This window comes from Marinobacterium lacunae (genome assembly GCF_000705555.1).
Taxonomy (GTDB): domain Bacteria; phylum Pseudomonadota; class Gammaproteobacteria; order Pseudomonadales; family Balneatricaceae; genus Marinobacterium_D; species Marinobacterium_D lacunae.
In genome coordinates, this window is record NZ_JMQN01000030.1 from 17,677 (window position 1) to 36,241 (window position 18,565).

Consider the following 18,565-nt stretch of genomic DNA (forward strand, 5'->3'; position numbering starts at 1 on the left):
AACACACCCCCACTTTTTATTGAATGAGTATTGCGATGAACCAAGCCGAAACCGCCGGGCTGACTCAGGCTCAGCTCGATGCTTACTGGATGCCTTACACCTCCAACCGCGAGTTCAAGGCGAATCCCCGTATCGTGACCGCTGCCGAGGGCTCCTACCTGATCGATGCTGACGGTCGTCGAATTCTGGACGGTCTTTCCGGCCTCTGGACCTGCGGCGCCGGTCACAACCGACCGGAAATTGCCGAAGCGGTTGCCAAACAGCTGCAGACCCTGGATTACGCACCGGCATTTCAGTATGGCCACCCGCTGGCGTTCAAACTGGCGGAAAAGGTGGCATCGCTGGCGCCGGAAGGGCTGAACAAAGTGTTCTTCACCAACTCCGGTTCTGAGTCGTTCGATACCTCGACAAAAATTGCCCGGGCCTACTGGCGTCAGAAAGGCGAGGCCACCAAAACCCGCATCATTGGCCGTGCTAAGGGCTATCACGGTGCCAGCTGGGCCGGCATCAGCTTCGGTGGCATTGGCGGTAACCGCAAACTCTGGGGTCAGGCGATGGAATCCGATCACCTGAACCATACCTGGCGTCCGGAGATGGCGTTCTCCAAAGGGATGCCGGAACAGGGTGCTGATCTGGCCAATGAGCTGGAAGATCTGGTGGCACTGCATGATGCATCCAACATCGCAGCGGTTGTGGTTGAGCCCTTCTCCGGTTCGGCGGGGGTAATAGTACCGCCGGTGGGCTATCTCAAGCGCCTGCGCGAGATTTGCGACAAACATCGCATTCTGTTGATTTTCGATGAAGTCATCACAGGTTTCGGCCGTGCCGGTGCCATGTTCGGGGCCGATGCCTTCGGTGTGGTGCCGGATATGATCAACGTTGCCAAGCAGATCACCAACGGTGCTATTCCGATGGGTGCGGTGATCGTCAAAGATGAGATCCATGATGCGTTCATGGAGGCGGGCGGTGCTCACTACAACGTAGAACTGCCGCATGGTTACACATACTCCGGCCATCCGGTTGCCTGTGCCGCGGCTCTGGCAGCCCTTGATGTACTCGAACGTGACCGTCTGATCCCGCGAGTTGCGGAGATGGCGCCTATCTTTGAAGAGAAGGTGCACAGTCTTAAGGGCTGCAAGCATGTAACCGATATCCGCAACTACGGATTTGCGGCGGGGCTGACGATTGCGGCCAAACCGGGTGAGCCGACCCGTCGTCCCTGGGAGATCGCGATGGCCTGCTGGGCGAAGGGACTTTACGTACGTTACGGCGGTGACACCCTGCAGCTGGGTCTGCCGTTTATCATCGAAACGGACGAGATCGACCAGATCGTCAATATCCTCGGTGATGCACTGAACAGCGCCGACTGATACGCAGTCGGCACTACATTTAAATAGAATAATCAGAGTGACAGGAGATCAGTTGTGACTCAGACAGTTGGACATTTCATTGGCGGCGAATCCGTATTGACCGAGGGCCGCACCCAGCCGATCTACAACCCCTCCACCGGGCAAATCTGTGGTGAGGTAGAGCTGGCCAGCGTCGAAACCGTCGAGCAGGCGATCGCCAACGCTCAGGCGGCTTACCCGGCCTGGCGCAACACGCCGCCAGCCAAGCGGGCTCAGGTGATGTTCCGCTTCAAGATGCTGCTTGAGCAGAAGTCGGACGAGATCTGTCAGGCGATCAGCCGTGAACACGGCAAGGTGCTGCACGATGCAGCCGGTGAGCTGCAGCGCGGTATCGAAAACGTCGAATTTGCCTGCGGTATTCCCCAGCTGCTCAAAGGTGAGCACAGCAAAAATGCTGGCCCAGCAATCGACAGCTGGAGCGAGTTCCAGCCGCTGGGCGTTGTGGCCGGTATCACGCCGTTCAACTTTCCGGCGATGGTACCGCTGTGGATGTGGCCGGCAGCGATCATGTGCGGCAACACCTTTGTGCTGAAGCCCTCCGAGCGTGACCCATCCAGTGCTCTTATGATCGCGCAGCTGGCGGTCGAGGCGGGGCTGCCGAAAGGGGTACTCAACGTGGTCAATGGCGACAAGGAGGCGGTGGACACACTGCTTCAGTCACCGACAGTACAGGCGGTCAGCTTCGTCGGATCGACTCCGATTGCACACTACATCTACGAACAGGCCGCTGCCCACGGCAAACGCTGTCAGGCGCTCGGTGGCGCTAAGAACCACTCTGTGCTGATGCCGGATGCGGATCTGGATAACGCCGTCAACGCACTGATGGGCGCGGCCTACGGCTCCTGTGGCGAGCGCTGCATGGCGATATCGGTGGCGGTGGCTGTCGGTGACGAGATTGCCGATAAACTCGTGGCATCGCTGAAGGATAAGATCGCCGGTCTCAAGGTCGGTTCAGGGCTTGATAACAGCAATGAGATGGGGCCGCTGATTACGGCGCAGGCACGTGATCGTGTAAAAGGCTACATCGATGCCGGTGTTGAGCAGGGCGCAGAGCTTGTCGTTGATGGGCGAGATATTGTCGTGCCCGGCCATGAGAATGGATTCTATGTCGGTGCTACCCTGTTCGACAAGGTGACCGAGAACATGACGATCTACACCGACGAGATATTCGGTCCGGTGTTGGTCGTGGTGCGAGTCGATAACCTGCAGCAGGCGATCGATCTGATTAACCGCCATGAGTATGGCAACGGCACCTGTATCTTCACCCGCGACGGTGAAGCGGCGCGCTACTTCTGTGACCAGATCATGGTTGGCATGGTGGGCGTCAACGTACCGCTGCCGGTGCCTGTTTCCTACCACAGCTTCGGTGGCTGGAAGCGGTCTCTGTTCGGTGATCTGAGCGCCTACGGTCCGGATGCGATCCGCTTCTACACCCGACGCAAGACAATCACTCAGCGCTGGCCCTCCAGTGGCGTGCGTGAAGGTGTGACCTACTCCTTCCCAAGCTGAGTTCTGTGCGCATCGTTGGAAGCCTGTGAGGCTTCCCGATATACTGCATATGCGAAATGACCGCGTCAGCGATCCTTCGTAACTTCTGGAAAGGGGGCCTTTTGGCCCCCTTTTCCATTTAGGGTACGCCTTAGTGTTACACCGCTTTTTTCTGGGGCTCGGGCGCTAGCAGCGGCGAGAAGGTTTCGCGTGTGGCGAGAAACTCGGGCCGCGGCGTGTTGCCGTTGAAAGGCGCTACGACGCGGTTGGATACCGCGTTGTACACGAAGAACAGGTTACTGCGCGGGTTGGCCGTGATGTTCGAGTTGGAACCGTGCATCAGGTTGCAGTCGAACAGCAGTACAGAACCCGCTTTGGCGGCAGTCGAGCGCAGCCCGTAGCGCTGCTGAAAGGTCTCCAGTGAGGCGGTGTCCGGTGTGCCGACCGTCTGTGCCTTGAGTGACTTTCGATAGTAATCCTTGGGCGTTCTGCCGACGCAGCCGATAAAGGTGCGGTGGGAGCCGGGCATGACCATCAGTGCGCCGTTGAATTCGGTATTGTCGGTCAGCAGAATCGACGCGCTCAGTGCCCGCATGCCTGGCATCCCGTCCTCCGCATGCCAGGTCTCGAAATCGGAATGCCAGTAAAATTCGCGGCCGTTGAAGCCGGGCTTGAAGTTCAGCCGCGACTGATGGATATACAGGTCGTCATCAAGGATGAAGCGTGCGATGTCAGCGATGCGTGGGTCGGTGGCAACCTGGCTGAAAAGGGCGTTGTTGCGGTGGATCTGAAACACCGAGCGTAGCGCCTGGCTCTCAGGCTCGGTAACGGCCGCTTCAGTTGCCAGCAGTGCTTCATCCTGCTGCATGGCATCCAGCTCCGCTAAAAAGCGTTTAACCTCGCTCTGGCTGAACAGGTTGGGCAGCAGCAGGTAGCCGTCTCGGTCGTACTGGTGCAACTGTGCTTCGCTGATAGGGGCGTTGTTGAGCGTATTACCGTGAAACACGGGCTCTTTGCGCTCGATTAGCAAGGGTTCTTCTATGTCTCGCGAGGGATAGAGATCCTCGAAAGTACTCATTTCACTCCTCCTTTCGTTCGTGCACCGGCCGATGACCCCAGGGGACGAGTGGCGGTGCTCTGATTGTCGGGTATTGTGACGAGTTGCATGCGGCGGCGATGAAGACCGGGCCGTGATGTCGATAGCGCTGGGTCTGTTGAGTGTGCCGCCGAAGCGGAGTTGGGACGGCTCGCGTGATCAGTCAGGCCCTTGCCGGGCCCAGAGAGGAGACACCGTTTATCGTTAGAGCGGGTATAGCACCTGTTGGAAAGGGCGCTGCCGTCAGTGAACCGGCATCTCCCGTGTGGCCGTCATCATGAAGCGCAACAACTCCTCATGACTCGCGCTGTATTCTCCAGCATGAGCCACGAAGAGTCAAAACGGGGCCTCAATCGACCGACAGCGGTGTGGATGTCAGCTCCATTACCAGAGCGTGGCAGGTATCAGGCGGGATCGATACGGCGTTCTGCAGCGCGTTGCCCGATTCGATACAGATATAGCGGGTTGAGGCCTCGGCTCCTATATCCTCGATGGTAGCGGCCACCGCCTGACCCGGGTTCCAGACAATGGTGGATTCGCTGCTGCGCTTGTCGATTGTAATGACACGCCCCAATCCGTTATCGATCAGCCTGAGGTTGGATTCTGCATGGTCATAGACCCGATCCAGCGGCGGCGTCGGGGTCAGTTCCTCCTGTTGAGGTTTAACCGCAAACCCTTCCAGCTTGTCGCGGTATCGGCAGTCCTTTAAGCCCTCGATCTGAATCTTGTCGGTGCCGCTCACAGAAAAATAGGTATGCAACGCTTCCGTAATCACAACACTATGGGGGCCTGTATTACGGGTGGTCAGCGTCAGTTTCAGCGTCGTGCCGAGTTCGATATCCAGAGTGAGATCAAAGGGAGTTGGCCAGAGCCCTTCGGTGGTAGCCGATTCGGTAAGCCCAAGCTGGATATGGGTTTTTTCATCGTCGGCGAAGCTGGAGCGAACCTGCCAGAGTGCGTTGCGGGCAAAACCGTGCGCAGGCTTGTCGGCATCTTCGGCATGATCGCCAAACCAGGGCCAGCATACGGGGATACCGCCGCGAATCGATTTGCCCTGCTGATACAGGGACAAGGGGCTTACCCACAGAAGATCGGGCTGCCCGGTGGGTGTGTAGCTCAGCACCTGTGCACCCTGTAGCGAGATAACGGCGCGCCCGGCTGGAGATGACAACTCACACAGCGGTAGTTGACCGGGGCCTGGGTGGAAACAAACGCGCTCCGGCAGGGTGAAGGATTCGAACATTCCAACCTCTCGATACGGGTACATATTCAGGAACGGCCATACTACAGTAGTGCAGGTGTTGCTGCAGGTTCAGGATAGGCTGTTGATCCTCAGATTGCCTGTTGGAACCGGCTCACAGACGTGTGTTCTGTGCAAAGACTGCACACAACAGAAAGGAAGGCAAAAATATGGATGCTGTATATCGGGGAGGCTGTCTGTGCAATCAGGTGGCATTTGAGATCAAAGGTGGGTTCGATGCATTTTTCCTGTGCCATTGCGGGCATTGTCGCAAGGATACGGGATCGGCCCATGCGTCGAATCTGTTCTCCTCCAGCGCACAGCTACGCTGGCTTAAGGGCGAACAGAATGTGCAGTGCTATCAGGTGCCTGATACCCGGCACGTAAAGAGCTTTTGTTCGCACTGCGGTTCTGCGCTGCCCACTATTCAGGAGGAGGGGGCTATGCTTGTGGTTCCGGCTGGATCCCTCGATACGCCCGTTTCCATAACGCCCAATGCACATATATTCGTTGCCGATAAAGCCAATTGGGATGAGCAATTGGAGCGTGTGCCCCGTATCGATGGTGCGCCCGTTTAAGACCAACCGTTACCGATCATTCAAGGAGAGCATGATGAGTAAGACCGTTGAAGCCCGGGGCCCGTGCCTGTGTGGGGCCGTTACCCTTGAGGCTAAATCGATGTCCCTGCATCTGGGGACCTGCCACTGCAGTATCTGCCGTAAATGGGGTGGTGGGCCGATGTTCGCTGTGGATTGTGGCACGGATGTGAGCTTTTCAGGCGCAGAGCATGTCGCGCGATTTTCGTCGTCCGACTGGGCCGAGCGCGGGTTCTGCTCGCACTGCGGAACCCACCTGTTTTACCGGCTCAAGGAGAGCGGCCAGTATATTGTGCCCGCGGGCCTGATGGAGTTCCCAGAGGCTCCGGTATTTGATCACCAGATCTTCATCGACGAAAAGCCCGCCTACTATGACTTCGCCAATCAGACCAAAACTATGACCGGTGCTGAGGTGTTCGCGCAGTTCTCGCAAGAGTAGCGGTCGATCACTTTTCCGGCTCGACAATAAACGGCAGGGTACGGCGCTGGTACTCGGGGCGCTGTAGCCTGCTCCTAAGCCCGACGAACGTGTTCAAGGTCGATTGCAGGCTCTGATCGCGAACGATCCAGCGGGGAATCTTGCCTGCCGGGTCGATGACACCCTGATAACGAATGTGAACGCGACCATCCGTTAATGGGGTTAGGGTCCATGTTGCTTTCAGGTACTTAACCTGAATGCCGGGTTTGCGAAGTGAAGGGCGGTAGTCGTTTGCGACTTCAAGGGTCAGTCGCTGCTGTGCATCCTGAGAGATGGTCGAGCGGGTCAATACCCAGCGCTCCTGAACCATAAAGAAACCCTTGATGTGCGTTTCGACCAGGCTGTCGGTTTCGGAATAGCGAATCACTTCATCCACCGATTTGACGCGGTCGATCCAGGTATCGGCCTTTTCGGTATCCCGTAGCAGGTTAATAAACGCAGATAGGGTCGTGGTGAGCGTGGTGTCGGCGCGGATTTCGGTCAGCCCCGAGGGCTCCAGCGTGCGGTAGTCTACGCTGATCTGCTGCTGGGTTTTCCAGTGCTGCCACGGCTGGGCGTAGCCGTAGCGGGCGCTCATCAGCAGAACGATGAGCAGCACGCCAACCCACCATGGGCTGTAGCATTTGCACAGGGATCTGGACGGGGCAGCAGACATGGGCGTCCCCTCCTCGTTGATAAAGAGCTTGCCCTAACCCTGAGTATTGCACAGCCACATGCTTTGGTAGGGCTGTAGCGTGAGCGTGGCGAAACGGTCGGTAAACTCCATGCCGCTGATAAGGTCGGTCCATTTGTCTGCGATGGGAAGATTTACCTCGCCAAGCGATACCTGCCGTGGGCAGTTGGTGACGTTGGTGATTGCAAAGATGTGCTGTTGACGGTCCAGACTCTGGCGCCAGAGCGCCAGTATGTGATCGCCCAGTTGCAGTGTGTACTGCACCGCATTGGGATGGAACGCCTTCTGCTTGATACGCAGATCGATCAGCTTTTTCAGCCGGCCGAGTACCCGGGCCTGTGCGGTTTCCGGGTCATTCAGCTTATCTTCCAATATCTGGCGATCCCACTGATGGCGGTTGATGGCGCGATTGTGTTGCGAAAGCTCCACGCGACGCTCGTCATTGGGGGTCGCAAGGAAACTGTGGATATAGAACGCCGGGATTCCCTCCATTGCCAGCATGACGGTATGGGCGCAGATGAAGCGCTCGATCTGCCAGTCGTCCGCCCCGCTTTGTGTGCCGCGCATCGCCTCGAACAGCGCGATGTTGATCTCGTAGGGGCGCGCCTGACCCGTTGCGAGGGTTCGCCATGACACTCGGGCGCCGAACCCTTCCAGCGTGCGCACCAGCTGGTTGAGTTCATGCTCGCTGAGCAGCCCCTCGGCAGGGCGTAGACCGATACCGTCGTGGGAGGCGATGAAGTTCAGGTAGCAGGTGCCCTGCTGAGTGGGGGGCATACTCATCAGCCAGTCGCGCAACGCGCGGCAATCGCCCGTGATCAGTGTATTGACCAGAAGCGGCGGCAGCGGGAAGTTGTAAACAGTATGCGCTTCGTTGGCGTTACCGAAGTAGGAGAGGTTCTCCTGTTTCGGGATGTTGGTTTCGGTAATGATGATGGTGCCGGGCGAGGCGTGCTCGACCAGCAGCCGGAGCAAACGGATGATCTCGTGCGTCTGGGGCAGGTTGATGCAGGTAGTTCCCAGCTCTTTCCACAAGAACGCGACGGCATCCAGGCGGAAGATGCGCACCCCATGATCCAGGTATTGGCGCACTATGCCCGCGAACTCCAGTAAAACCGTGGGGTTTGAGAAGTCCAGATCGATCTGGTCGTGGCTGAAGGTGCACCAGACATAGCGGGTGCCGTTGAGTGTTTCCACCTCTTTCAGCAGAGGGGAGGTGCGCGGTCTCACCACCATGCTGAGATCGTCGTCGGGCGATGCAAGGCGAAAGTAGTTCTGCCCCGGGTCGCGCCCGGCTTTGAAGTTTTCGAACCAGAGGCTGCGGCTCGAGCAGTGGTTGATCACAAGGTCTGACATCAGGTCGAATTCGGAGGCGATCGCCTCCACATCTTTCCAGTCGCCCAGCGCGTCATTAACCTCAACGTAGTTGATCACCGAGAAGCCGTCGTCGGAGCTCCACGGAAAGAAGGGCAGAATGTGCACAGCACTCACGCAGCCGTGAAGGTGCTCGTGCAGAAACCGGCGCAATGTCCTTAACGGCTTCTCATTGGGGCACAGCAGGCTATCGCCGTAGGTGATCAGAAGAATGTCTTCCTGATCCCAAAGGTTGCTATGGGGCTCGGGCATAGAGCAGTCGGCGCTTAACGCCATCTTCTCGATCAGTTGCTCAGCTAGCGAGCTGTTGTCGTTGCCGCCGTAAATTCTGTCCAGATGGGCGGTCACCCTCTGGCGCAGCAGCTCCAGATCGGCCTGACTCATGATGAGAACTCCGCGGTGTCGGCCTCGACTGCTTCCACAAGACGATCGAAAACATCCGGTACTGCGCTGATGACACGGTTCCAGCTGGGTATAAAGGGGGTTTCCATCGGCTTGCTGAGGAAATCCTCGCCAGCGCGCATCACGTTGCGCGAGAACATCTCAACCGCGAGCTCTTCACTGTGGATATCGAACTCCAGTCCGTTGATCAGCGCGTCGTTGCGATAGGTCTCGACAAAGTCCAGTGCGATACGGAAGTAGGTGGCCTTGATGGTGCGGAAGGTTTCGGTATTAAAGACCACGCCTTGAGTTGCCAGTTTACGGAACATCGATTTGCTGATGTCGATCGACATCTTGGAGAGTCCCGCTTCGGCATTCTCGGCCGACATCGGCTGGTGTTTGTGATCGTATGTTTGGGCAATATCCACCTGGCAGATTCGGTTGTGAGAGTAGTTGCGGTTCATCTCCGAGAGCATCCCCACCTCAAGCCCCCAATCGCTGGGGATACGGATATCGTTGATAACGTCGCGACGGAATGAAAACTCCCCGGCCAGTGGGTATCGAAAGGAGTCCATGAAGTCCAGATACTCCATCGGCCCCAGCACCTTTTTCAGCGCTCGAATCAACGGGGTGACGAGCAGGCGGCTGACGCGACCGTTGATGCGCCCGCTGGCTACGCGTGCATAGTAGCCTTTGCAGAATTCGTAGTTGAAGTTGGGGTTGGCGACCGGATAGATCAGGCGGGCAAGCAGGCTGCGATCGTAGGTCAGAATATCGCAGTCGTGCAGGGCGACCGACTCGGCGCGTCCGGTGGCGAGCACATAACCCAGACAGTACCAAACATTACGACCCTTGCCCGGTTCGCGCGGGGCGAGATCCAGATCGCTCAGCAGCTTGTCGATCTCCCTAAGGCGGGGGCCGTCGTTCCAGAGTACGCGGTGGTGCTGGGGCAGGCGGTCGAAAAACGCCAAGGCGTTACGGTATTGCTGTTCATCGGCGCGGTCGAGACCGATCACGATCTCGCTCAGGTAGGGAACCTGCGCCAGCTGATCGATGATGGGCGAGAGTGCCGGGCCTTCAAGTTCGGAGTAGAGCGAAGGCAGCACCAGCGACATGGGGCGTCGGCGGCCATAGTGGGTCAGCTCCTGTTCGAGCTCATCAAGAGGACGGTCACACAGGTTATGCAGGGTCGTAATGACACCATTCTGATAAAAGTCGCCCATTACTTTCTCCTGTCAGGCAGTGCGCAGCGGCGCTTTAAAGCTCTGTGAGCTCCTGGTCAGGCGGCTGAAAAACATTAATCCGTTGCTTAACGCTTTTCATCGGCCTGAAATCGATCCAGCAGCTGCTGGATCACTTCATTCCATCCTTCGGGCCCAGTGGCCCTGCTGTATATCACCTCGGGTGCGTTGACTTGGGGGGCGCGGCGGTGCGCGTTGGCGATGACGACAGCCACATCCGCCGTCTCCAGCATGGCGATATCGTTGTCGCTATCGCCCAGCGCGATAACAAGAGGTGTCTCGCCCAGGACCGAGCGGTAAAGCTGTCTCAGGCGCTCCAGCGCGCGGCCTTTGTCCGCACCCTTGCCCAGAACGCTCAGAAAGCGTCCGCCCTGCAGGGCATGCAAGTGGTGGCTGGAGAGTATGTCGACGAACGCCCGTCTGGCTGCTTCACTGTCGTGCCAGAGCAGTGCTTCGCTGTAGCGTCGTTCAAGGGCGTCGGCGGCGTCCCCGGGAGAGAGACCCGTGTGGGATATGACCTGATCAATGCTCCACTGGGCGAATGTCTCGAACCGGAATTGGGCGTGCAGCGGATCCAATACCGCTCGAATCTCGGTGATTGGGGTGCCAAGCGGGAGCTCGATAAAACCCTCTTCTGTTTCATCGTGCTCCGGATACAGGTGCAGGTGTTGCTCGGGAATACAGATCGCCGAGCCGTTTTCGATCACGAATGGGTCGGCGTTGCCGAGTCTTTCGCGCAGACCGAGCAGTTCAGCACGGGTCTTGCTGGTATTGGGTATGACCGGTATCGAGGCGGCTGCAGCGCGCTTCAGCGCTGGCAGGGCTGCGTCGAAGCTGTAGCTGTCGTGATCGAGCAGTGTGCCGTCCAGATCCGTCACGATCAGAAGTGCAGGCATCTCTCGATCTTGTGTTGTTTTATACGTCATCGCTGTTGCCGACCGCATTCCATACTTGAGGGTCGCAGGTCGATCAGATCTCCTGACACGTTTATCAGGTTATTAGCGATCTTTGTGCCAGATTGGTCAGATTGCAGCGCCGTAACCCTGTTCGGGGCCGCGTTAATCATTTATCTGGTTGTTGAGTGCTCTATTTTGGTGCGGTTGTCTGTCGGTGTCTGGCCTGTGGTCCGGATTGGTGCATTTAATCGGAATGTTCGGGTTTGGAGTCTTTCGGTTGCAGAGTTGTTATAGTTAGGCGCTTGTTTAAAAAAACATTCAGTGTTTGTCTCTTGGCCGCAAGGAACCACATGACAACGTTCAACCTCGTTCAGGAAATCAGCAGTGCTCTAGAGAGTCTGAATCGCTCGGAGCGTAAAGTCGCAGATGTGATACTGTCCGACCCTCAAGCCGCGACGCGTGCTTCCATTGCCGCGCTTGCCCAGCTGGCCAAGGTCAGCGAGCCGACGGTCAACCGTTTTTGCAAACGTTTTAATACGGCCGGTTTTCCTGACTTCAAACTTCATCTGGCCCAGTCTCTTGCCAGTGGCGTGCCGTATGTGACGCGCAATGTTGAACCTGACGATACGGCAGAGCGCTATACGCCGAAAATTTTCGAGGCCACCATGGCCAGTCTCACGATGGCCAAGGAGCGACTCAGTATCGCTGAGGTCGACCTGACCGTCGATCAGCTGATTCAGGCCAAGCAGATCCTGTTTTTCGGATTGGGAGCCTGTGGGTCGGTTGCGCAGGATGCGCAGCACAAGTTTTTTCGTTTCAACATTCCGGCAGTGGCATATGACGATGTATTGATGATGCGCATGGCGGCTGCTGCGTCGGGTACCGGCGATGTGATTGTCATCTTTTCCAATACCGGGCGTACCCGGGAGCTGGTGGAGGTGGCAGAGATCGCCCGAAACAGCGGCGCAACAGTGGTGGGTATCACCAATCCCGGCTCACCCCTGACACAATACTGTACCTCGGTACTGGGCATTCAAGAGCCGGAAGACACCGATGTGTACATGCCGATGGTGTCGCGCATTGTGCATTTGGTGGTCGTTGATATTCTGGCGACTGGGGTGACTTTACGGCGTGGTCCGCATTTCCTGCCTCATCTGCGTCGGATCAAGGAGAGTTTGCGAGGAACGCGATACCCGGCCAAACCCGAAGAGTAATGTGCGTGTACGACGGATCTCCTCAGCCCAATCAATGAGGAACCTGGCAAGGGATTAGTGGTCACTCCTGGGAGTCGGAGAAATAGAAGCCTGACGTTGTGTATGACAGTCCAGTGTTGCAGTAATAAACGCTTCAGTGTTAACCAGTTAGCGGATACACTAGTCATTAACATGTTTCGGGCGGCATTCTCCACGCCCATTCGCTACTTTTCAGCACTCCGATATGAAAGACGACGATATTACCGCCTATCTACAGCAGTTTTCGCTTGAGCAGCTGGATGAAATCCGTCAGTTGGTCGATAAAAAGGCCGATGAGAAAAAACGTCAGCTAGAAGAGAAACTTCGCAAGCAGCAACAACCGATGCGTAGGACCGGTGGCATGCCACCTAGTCCACCCAAGGATATAGCCGCACTTGCTGAAGCTGCCGATCTTGATATAAGTGGCCTCATGCGCGATATCGATCGGCGAAAGCGCTGATTCACTATTCAATAAAATCCTACGTCTTGAAGAGAAAACCGGCCATTGCGCCGGTTTTTTTATACCACGTCCTCACTGTCTGCTTTACGACAATTCTTCGTGAATTGTGTCTTTGTGTGGGCTGCGATCCAAAGCCTTATTTCTTAAATGTCTGAAAGTAAATGGTTTTATTCGTGGAACGCAGTTTGCAGCTGTCATCCTGACTATAGATTCCAGCGTCGATCCTGAAGGGTTGCGGGGGTAACAGGATGCTAGCGACACAGCGCAAGATCGCGATCAACGACACAACACTGCGTGACGGTGAGCAGACCGCGGGCGTGGCGTTCAATGCCGGGGAAAAGGTGTTGATTGCAACGGCGCTGGCTACAGCCGGTGTTGCCGAGCTTGAGATCGGTATCCCTGCCATGGGCGAGTCGGAGCGCGAGGTGATGCGGATGATCGCTGCCCAGAACCTGGGAGTGCCGTTGATGGCCTGGTGTCGCATGTGCGACAACGACCTGCTCTCGGCTGTGGGCACTGGAGTTGATTTGGTGGATCTGTCAATCGCGGCATCAGATCAGCAGATTGCACATAAGCTGCGACGCGACCGGCACTGGGTGCTCCAGCAGATCGACCGGCAGGTGCGTAAAGCGACAGATCTTGGCTTTGAGGTCTGTGTCGGTTGTGAGGATGCGTCCCGCGCCGATCTCGACTTTTTGCGCCAGATACTTGAAACCGCCGAGCGTGCAGGTGCCCGGCGCATTCGCTATGCCGATACGCTTGGCATTCTGGAACCCTTCTCCGTGCTCGCGCATATACAGCAACTGCGCAGTGGCAGCGATATTGAAATCGAGATGCATGCCCATGACGACCTTGGCCTTGCTACCGCCAATACACTGGCAGCAGTGATGGGTGGGGCGACGCATATCAATACCACAGTCAACGGTTTGGGTGAGCGCGCCGGTAACGCCGCGCTTGAGGAGGCGGTAGTCGGGCTGCAGCAGCTCTATGGCATTGCTACCGGCGTCGATATCGCCCAGTTGCCACTGCTCTCCACGCTGGTTGAAGCCGCCTCGGGGCGTGCTGTGCATTGCCAGAAAAGCGTGGTTGGAAGCCACGTTTTTACTCATGAGGCCGGTATTCATACCGATGGCCTACTCAAGGATTTTCGCAATTACCAGGGGCTGGACCCGCTGCTGCTGGGACGTAACCACGAGATGGTGCTGGGTAAGCACTCGGGTACGCAGGGGGTGATACACGCTTTCGCGCGTATCGGGATTGAGCTGAATCGAGACGAAGCTTCCCGCCTGCTGAACGAAATACGTGAATTCGCGACCCGCCACAAACGGACGCCTACCACACTGGAGCTGCAGAAGTTCCACCTCGATATCCTCAATGCTGAAGGAGATCTTCACTATGAAGCCGGAAACTGAACGCACAGAAGAGAACAAACGTCTGCAAGCCGAGGATCAGCACGCGGCGGCGATGAAAAGGCACCTGGTCTTAAGCGGGTTCGTGATGGGGCGCGGCGTGCCGGTGGCCCGACCGGTGACACGCTGTACCGGCAAGTGAGCGTTCAACCGAGGAGCCTTGCCATGAATGCAGGTATCACCCGTCACACGCCCGGGAAACCCGGGTTGATGGCAGCCTGGAAGGAGGATGTGTGCTGCGTCTTCAAACGGGATCCCGCTGCACGCAACTGGGTCGAGGTACTGACCACCTATCCCGGTGTGCATGCGGTCTTGATGCATCGACTGGCACACAAGCTTTGGCGAGCAAACTGGCGCTACAGTGCGCGCCTGATCGCCTATCTGGTGCGCTTGCTGACCAACGTCGATATACATCCGGGCGCGACTGTCGGTGCGCGGCTGTTCATCGATCATGGCGCAGGGGTGGTGATCGGTGAAACTGCGGTGATTGGCGATGATGTCACCCTGTATCACGGGGTGACCTTGGGTGGTACCAGTTGGAATAAGGGCAAACGCCACCCCACATTGGGTGATCGGGTGCTGGTGGGCGCCGGTGCCAAGATTCTGGGTCCGATCACCATCGCGAATGATGCGCGGGTCGGTGCCAATTCTGTGGTTGTACAGGATGTCCCGGCAGGCGGCACGGTTGTGGGTATTCCCGGGCGGATCGTGTCGGACCAGCCGGTCTCCAGTGGTGAATACGGAATCAATCTGAACCACCATCTGATCCCTGACCCGGTCGGGCGCGCCATCAGCTGCCTGTTGGAACGGATCGACACGCTCGAATCCAGACTGGAGGGGCTGGGCCATCTGGAGCCGCGCTATCAGGCCAACTTTTACACAAGTTGCACACCGTCCAGCGAGATCTGTGAAAACGAGTGCGCCGGCGGCAAACAGCATTTTTCCCGAGGGTAGCGCGATGGACCTGCACGAATTCGATGTAAACGACCTCTACTTCGAGTCACCGCCAGATGCTGGGGTGATTGAACTGCTCGAGCGCGCGAGTGAAGCGTATGGCGAAGGCGACGCCGAGCCCTATCTCCAGCAGGCGCATGCTTTGGCTCCCGACAACCTGATGGTGCACGTGGCGTTATACCGCTTCTACTACTACCAGCACCGTTACGCTGATGCACTCAGTGTGGCCGAATGTGCCATTGCCCTCTCGGGCCGCCTGTTTGGCTACCGTGGCAGCTGGCGCCAGATGACGCTGGAGATCCTGGCCCACGGCATGGTGCAGTCGTTCAGCATGGTGCGTTTCTATCTGCTGGCGCTCAAGGGGGCGGGTTACCTGCTGCTGCGCATGGGCGAGATTGAAAACGGTATCGAGCGCCTTGAAAAGGTGAGGGAGCTGGATACGGCGGACCGTCTCAATGTCGCGATGCTGCTTGAGGTCGCCTACAACCACCTGGGTATCTACACACTGAAACAGCGCATGACTGCGTAAGGGGAAGGGCTATGAGCGACATCGACTTTCTTGACGACCTGGAAGAGCTGAGTTCAGCAGAGGAGTTTCTCGAATATTTCGACATCGAGTTCGATCCCAAGGTGGTGATGGTCAACCGTCTGCACATCATGCAGCGCTACCATGATTATCTGCAAAGTGCAGACGGGGCGGGTAGCCTGCCGCAGGACGAGAGCGCGCTTAAGGCCGCCTATTGCCAGATGCTTGAGCAGGCCTATCGCGATTTTGTCGAATCCGACGCGCTGACGGAGAAGGTGTTCAAGGTGTTCCGCATGCATGAGCCGCAAACCACCTTCGTACCTCTCGATCAACTGCTGGAGTTATAGCCCTATGCGACCCAGGTATGAGTATGGCGACGAAGTACGCCTGACCCGTAATGTGCGCAACGATGGTACCTACCCGGGCAAGGATGTCGGTGAGCTACTGATGCAGCGGGGCGCTACTGGGGTGGTATATGACGTGGGCACCTATCTGCAGGACCAGCTGATCTACCGTGTCCATTTTATCGAAGCCGGCAAAACGGTCGGGTGCCGTGAAGAGGAGCTGATCCCGATTGCACAGAAGTGGATTCAGAACCGCTTCGAGTTTCGCGACAAGGTGCAGGTGCTCTGTGCCCTGAAGCTTGATGGAGAAGTGATCGCGCGCAGGGGCGATGTCGGTGAAATCGAGAATGTGCTGCGTGAGGAGGATGAAGACGAGATCTTCTACAACCTCTACATCAACAGCTGCAACATCATGATCCCCGAGCGGGCTCTGGATGCGGCGCCGGCGCAGGAGGTGAAAGATGAAACCCGACACTGATAATCCATATGCGGTTTATGCGCTGTTCAAGTTGGCCTGGAGTCACTATGGCTGTGCGCCTTCGGAGCTGACCGGGGAGCGCGGTAAAGAGGCCGCGGCCAGAGTTGCGCACCAGTTGAGCATCGAAAGTGCGATTCTCTACTCCGATGAAAACAGCGGCATTGTGGTGCCGTCAGGGCAGGTCAATGCAGCGATTATCGAGATCAAGGGACGTTTTGCCAACGAGGCCGAGTTTCTGCAGGCACTGGAGCAGGCCGACCTGAATCTGGATCTGCTCAGGGATGGTTTGAAGCGAGAGTTGCAGGTGGAAGCCGTGCTCGATCGCGCGTGTGCCGGCAAGGTCGCCGTCAGCGTTGAAGATGCAGAACTGTTTTATTACCTGCATCCCGAGCGCTTTGCGGTAGCGGAGAAGCGAGAAGTGCGGCATATCCTCATTACCGTTAATGAGCAGTACGACGAGAACACCGAGGTGCGGGCATTGGCGCGCATCGAAGCGATACAGGCCCGTCTGGAGAAAAAGCCCGAGCGTTTCGAGGAGCAGGCCCAGAAACATTCCGAATGCCCCACAGCCATGCATGGTGGTCTTGTTGGTCGGGTTGAGCGCGGCAAGCTGTTTGCCGAACTTGACGCCGTGTTGTTCGACATGAAGCCGGGCGAGATCAGTGCTCCGGTGCGCTCAGAGCTGGGCTTTCATCTGCTCCAGTGCGGTGAGATCGAGCCACCCCGGCAGGTCCCCCTTGTTGAAATCCTTCCCAAGCTGCGGCAGAGCCTTGAAGAGCGGCAACGCGCTCAGTTCCAACGTCAATGGATCGCGGAACAGCTCAACCGTCTGAATACACCAGCCCAAGTGGTGAACGCATGACCGACAAATCCAAGCTTAACTGCTCATTCTGCGGTGTCGAACAGTCACCGGAAACACCGCTGATTTCGGGGAATGATGGCTACATCTGTTCGGCCTGTGTGGAGCTGGCGCATCAGGTGGTCAACAGTTGGGGGCAGAGTGCCAAACGTGCTGAGTTGGCAGAGACACTGCGGGTACCCAAAGAGATCAAGGCGCATCTCGATCAGTATGTGATCGGGCAGGACGGTGCCAAGGAGATTCTCGCCGTTGCCGTGTATAACCACTATCAACGGCTTATCAATCTGGGGCAAAACGGCAGTCTGCTTGAAGCGGATCAGGCGGTGGAACTGGAAAAGTCGAATGTGCTGATGGCAGGGCCCTCTGGTACCGGTAAAACACTGCTGGTCAAGAGCCTGGCGCGGGTGATCGGTGTGCCGTTCGTAGTCGCCGACGCCACAACCCTGACCCAGGCCGGGTATGTCGGCGATGATGTGGATACTATCCTGCGTCGTCTGGTTGATGCCGCCGAGGGTGACATTCAGCGCGCCCAGTGGGGCATCGTCTACATCGATGAAGTCGACAAGCTTGCCAGCAAAGGCATGGGGGCGACTGCCACTCGTGATGTGTCCGGCGAGGGGGTTCAGCAGGCGTTGCTGAAGATGGTTGAAGGTAACGAGGTGAAACTGCCCAAGGGCGGAAGGCGGCATGAAGGCGGTGACGATGTGATCGACACCACCAATATTCTGTTTATCGTCGGCGGCGCCTTCCCCGGTCTTGAAGAACTGGTGCGAAAGCGGCTGAAGCCGGAAAAGGGGGGGATCGGGTTTCAGGCCGCCTTTGTGGAGGACCCTCAGCATACCCACGACCAGCTGCTTGCGGCGCTACAGCCGGATGATCTGCAGGGCTTTGGCCTTATCCCTGAGTTTATCGGACGCTTTCCGGTTATCACCTTCCTGCACGAGCTGGACGCTCACGCATTGGTGCAGGTGCTCAAGGAGCCCAAAAATTCGCTAGTGAAGCAGTATACCCAACTCTTTGCTTATCAGGGGGTTGAACTGAGCTTCACCGACGAAGCCTTGAACCGCATCGCCGAGTTGGCCTGCGATCGCGGTACCGGAGCACGTGGCTTGCGCTCGATCATGGAGTCAGTATTGCGCCGTACTATGTATGAAATGCCCTCCAATCCAAAGCTCAAGAAGGCCGTAGTCGATCGTGAACAGGTCGATGATGCCAGCGAGTTGATCGTCCGGGAGGTCCTCGGCGATGGGGAAACCGGGGATGAGGCGGTGCTCAATAGCGCCGAGTGTGCCCAATAAGTCCTGGGCTCTAGTGTCTGGCCTTTGGCTAAAGCGTGCGGAACCAAATCACCTTTTTGCGGTATAACTGGGATGCCGACCGGGTGATCATCGGTTCAGGGAGTAGCGTTCAAAGAAGCTGGGTGATGCGTCG

Annotated in this window: 20 protein-coding genes; 14 read left to right on the forward strand and 6 right to left on the reverse strand. The window is 57.3% G+C overall.

Annotation, left to right across the window (positions count from 1 at the left end; translation table 11 throughout):
- The first annotated feature begins 35 nt into the window (after positions 1 to 35).
- Both aptA and ADIMK_RS10640 read left to right on the forward strand, forming a co-directional pair.
- On the forward strand, positions 36 to 1,370 hold the full coding sequence (gene aptA / locus ADIMK_RS10635) for an omega-aminotransferase AptA (RefSeq protein ID WP_231517037.1): 1,335 nt from the start codon (positions 36 to 38) through the stop codon (positions 1,368 to 1,370).
- Positions 1,371 to 1,424: 54 nt separating this feature from the next.
- Positions 1,425 to 2,918 carry a CoA-acylating methylmalonate-semialdehyde dehydrogenase gene (locus ADIMK_RS10640; protein WP_036187602.1) on the forward strand — a complete coding sequence of 498 codons (1,494 nt, stop codon included), beginning with the start codon at positions 1,425 to 1,427 and terminating at the stop codon, positions 2,916 to 2,918.
- Positions 2,919 to 3,054: 136 nt separating this feature from the next.
- Here the strand turns inward: ADIMK_RS10640 and thpD are convergent, their stop codons facing one another.
- Both thpD and ADIMK_RS10650 read right to left on the reverse strand, forming a co-directional pair.
- A complete protein-coding gene (gene thpD / locus ADIMK_RS10645) occupies positions 3,055 to 3,975 on the reverse strand; it encodes an ectoine hydroxylase (protein WP_036187604.1) in 921 nt (306 codons plus the stop codon).
- 367 nt (positions 3,976 to 4,342) lie between these two features.
- Entirely contained in the window at positions 4,343 to 5,236 is an 894-nt protein-coding gene (locus ADIMK_RS10650) for a D-hexose-6-phosphate mutarotase (protein ID WP_051692856.1), read from the reverse strand.
- 167 nt (positions 5,237 to 5,403) lie between these two features.
- On the opposite strand from ADIMK_RS10650, the gene ADIMK_RS10655 reads away from it, so the two are divergent.
- Together ADIMK_RS10655 and ADIMK_RS10660 are read left to right on the forward strand one after the other, a co-directional pair.
- Complete coding sequence (locus tag ADIMK_RS10655; protein ID WP_036187606.1) at positions 5,404 to 5,811, forward strand: GFA family protein; 408 nt, start codon at positions 5,404 to 5,406, stop codon at positions 5,809 to 5,811.
- 34 nt (positions 5,812 to 5,845) lie between these two features.
- Positions 5,846 to 6,268 (forward strand): GFA family protein, encoded by a 423-nt coding sequence (locus ADIMK_RS10660; protein WP_036187608.1) that lies wholly within the window; start codon positions 5,846 to 5,848, stop codon positions 6,266 to 6,268.
- A gap of 7 nt (positions 6,269 to 6,275) precedes the next feature.
- Here ADIMK_RS10660 and ADIMK_RS10665 read toward each other — a convergent pair whose 3' ends face one another.
- The 4 genes from ADIMK_RS10665 to ADIMK_RS10680 form a co-directional block, all read right to left on the reverse strand.
- The gene (locus ADIMK_RS10665; protein ID WP_156042884.1) at positions 6,276 to 6,962 is read right to left on the reverse strand and encodes an SRPBCC family protein; all 687 of its coding nucleotides are present in this window, start codon (positions 6,960 to 6,962) and stop codon (positions 6,276 to 6,278) included.
- A 33-nt stretch (positions 6,963 to 6,995) separates the two neighbouring features.
- Positions 6,996 to 8,738 (reverse strand): sugar phosphorylase, encoded by a 1,743-nt coding sequence (locus ADIMK_RS10670; protein ID WP_036187610.1) that lies wholly within the window; start codon positions 8,736 to 8,738, stop codon positions 6,996 to 6,998.
- Positions 8,735 to 9,958 carry a glycosyltransferase family protein gene (locus tag ADIMK_RS10675; protein ID WP_036187612.1) on the reverse strand — a complete coding sequence of 408 codons (1,224 nt, stop codon included), beginning with the start codon at positions 9,956 to 9,958 and terminating at the stop codon, positions 8,735 to 8,737. The genes ADIMK_RS10670 and ADIMK_RS10675 overlap by 4 nt, the downstream gene beginning before the upstream one ends.
- A gap of 86 nt (positions 9,959 to 10,044) precedes the next feature.
- On the reverse strand, positions 10,045 to 10,872 hold the full coding sequence (locus tag ADIMK_RS10680) for an HAD-IIB family hydrolase (protein WP_036187614.1): 828 nt from the start codon (positions 10,870 to 10,872) through the stop codon (positions 10,045 to 10,047).
- A gap of 350 nt (positions 10,873 to 11,222) precedes the next feature.
- Here ADIMK_RS10680 and hexR point away from each other — a divergent pair, with 350 nt between their 5' ends.
- From hexR to clpX, 10 genes are all read left to right on the forward strand, one after another.
- Positions 11,223 to 12,086, forward strand: coding sequence for a transcriptional regulator HexR (gene hexR / locus ADIMK_RS10685; protein ID WP_036187616.1), 864 nt, complete (start codon positions 11,223 to 11,225; stop codon positions 12,084 to 12,086).
- Between the two features lie 223 nt (positions 12,087 to 12,309).
- Complete coding sequence (locus ADIMK_RS10690; protein WP_036187618.1) at positions 12,310 to 12,564, forward strand: hypothetical protein; 255 nt, start codon at positions 12,310 to 12,312, stop codon at positions 12,562 to 12,564.
- Between the two features lie 248 nt (positions 12,565 to 12,812).
- On the forward strand, positions 12,813 to 13,976 hold the full coding sequence (nifV, locus tag ADIMK_RS10695) for a homocitrate synthase (protein ID WP_036187621.1): 1,164 nt from the start codon (positions 12,813 to 12,815) through the stop codon (positions 13,974 to 13,976).
- Complete coding sequence (locus ADIMK_RS21970) at positions 13,960 to 14,115, forward strand: hypothetical protein (RefSeq protein ID WP_156042887.1); 156 nt, start codon at positions 13,960 to 13,962, stop codon at positions 14,113 to 14,115. The genes nifV and ADIMK_RS21970 overlap by 17 nt, the downstream gene beginning before the upstream one ends.
- A gap of 23 nt (positions 14,116 to 14,138) precedes the next feature.
- Positions 14,139 to 14,927: a serine O-acetyltransferase gene (cysE, locus tag ADIMK_RS10700; RefSeq protein WP_051692858.1), complete on the forward strand. Its 789-nt coding sequence runs from the start codon at positions 14,139 to 14,141 to the stop codon at positions 14,925 to 14,927.
- A gap of 4 nt (positions 14,928 to 14,931) precedes the next feature.
- Positions 14,932 to 15,456 (forward strand): hypothetical protein, encoded by a 525-nt coding sequence (locus ADIMK_RS10705; protein ID WP_036187623.1) that lies wholly within the window; start codon positions 14,932 to 14,934, stop codon positions 15,454 to 15,456.
- An 11-nt stretch (positions 15,457 to 15,467) separates the two neighbouring features.
- Positions 15,468 to 15,800: a nitrogenase-stabilizing/protective protein NifW gene (nifW, locus tag ADIMK_RS10710; RefSeq protein ID WP_036187625.1), complete on the forward strand. Its 333-nt coding sequence runs from the start codon at positions 15,468 to 15,470 to the stop codon at positions 15,798 to 15,800.
- Positions 15,801 to 15,804: 4 nt separating this feature from the next.
- Positions 15,805 to 16,275: a nitrogen fixation protein NifZ gene (locus ADIMK_RS10715; protein WP_036187628.1), complete on the forward strand. Its 471-nt coding sequence runs from the start codon at positions 15,805 to 15,807 to the stop codon at positions 16,273 to 16,275.
- On the forward strand, positions 16,259 to 17,137 hold the full coding sequence (gene nifM / locus ADIMK_RS10720; RefSeq protein ID WP_051692859.1) for a nitrogen fixation protein NifM: 879 nt from the start codon (positions 16,259 to 16,261) through the stop codon (positions 17,135 to 17,137). Before ADIMK_RS10715 ends, nifM begins: the two co-directional genes overlap by 17 nt.
- Positions 17,134 to 18,432: an ATP-dependent Clp protease ATP-binding subunit ClpX gene (gene clpX, locus ADIMK_RS10725; protein WP_036187631.1), complete on the forward strand. Its 1,299-nt coding sequence runs from the start codon at positions 17,134 to 17,136 to the stop codon at positions 18,430 to 18,432. Before nifM ends, clpX begins: the two co-directional genes overlap by 4 nt.
- Positions 18,433 to 18,565: the final 133 nt, after the last annotated feature.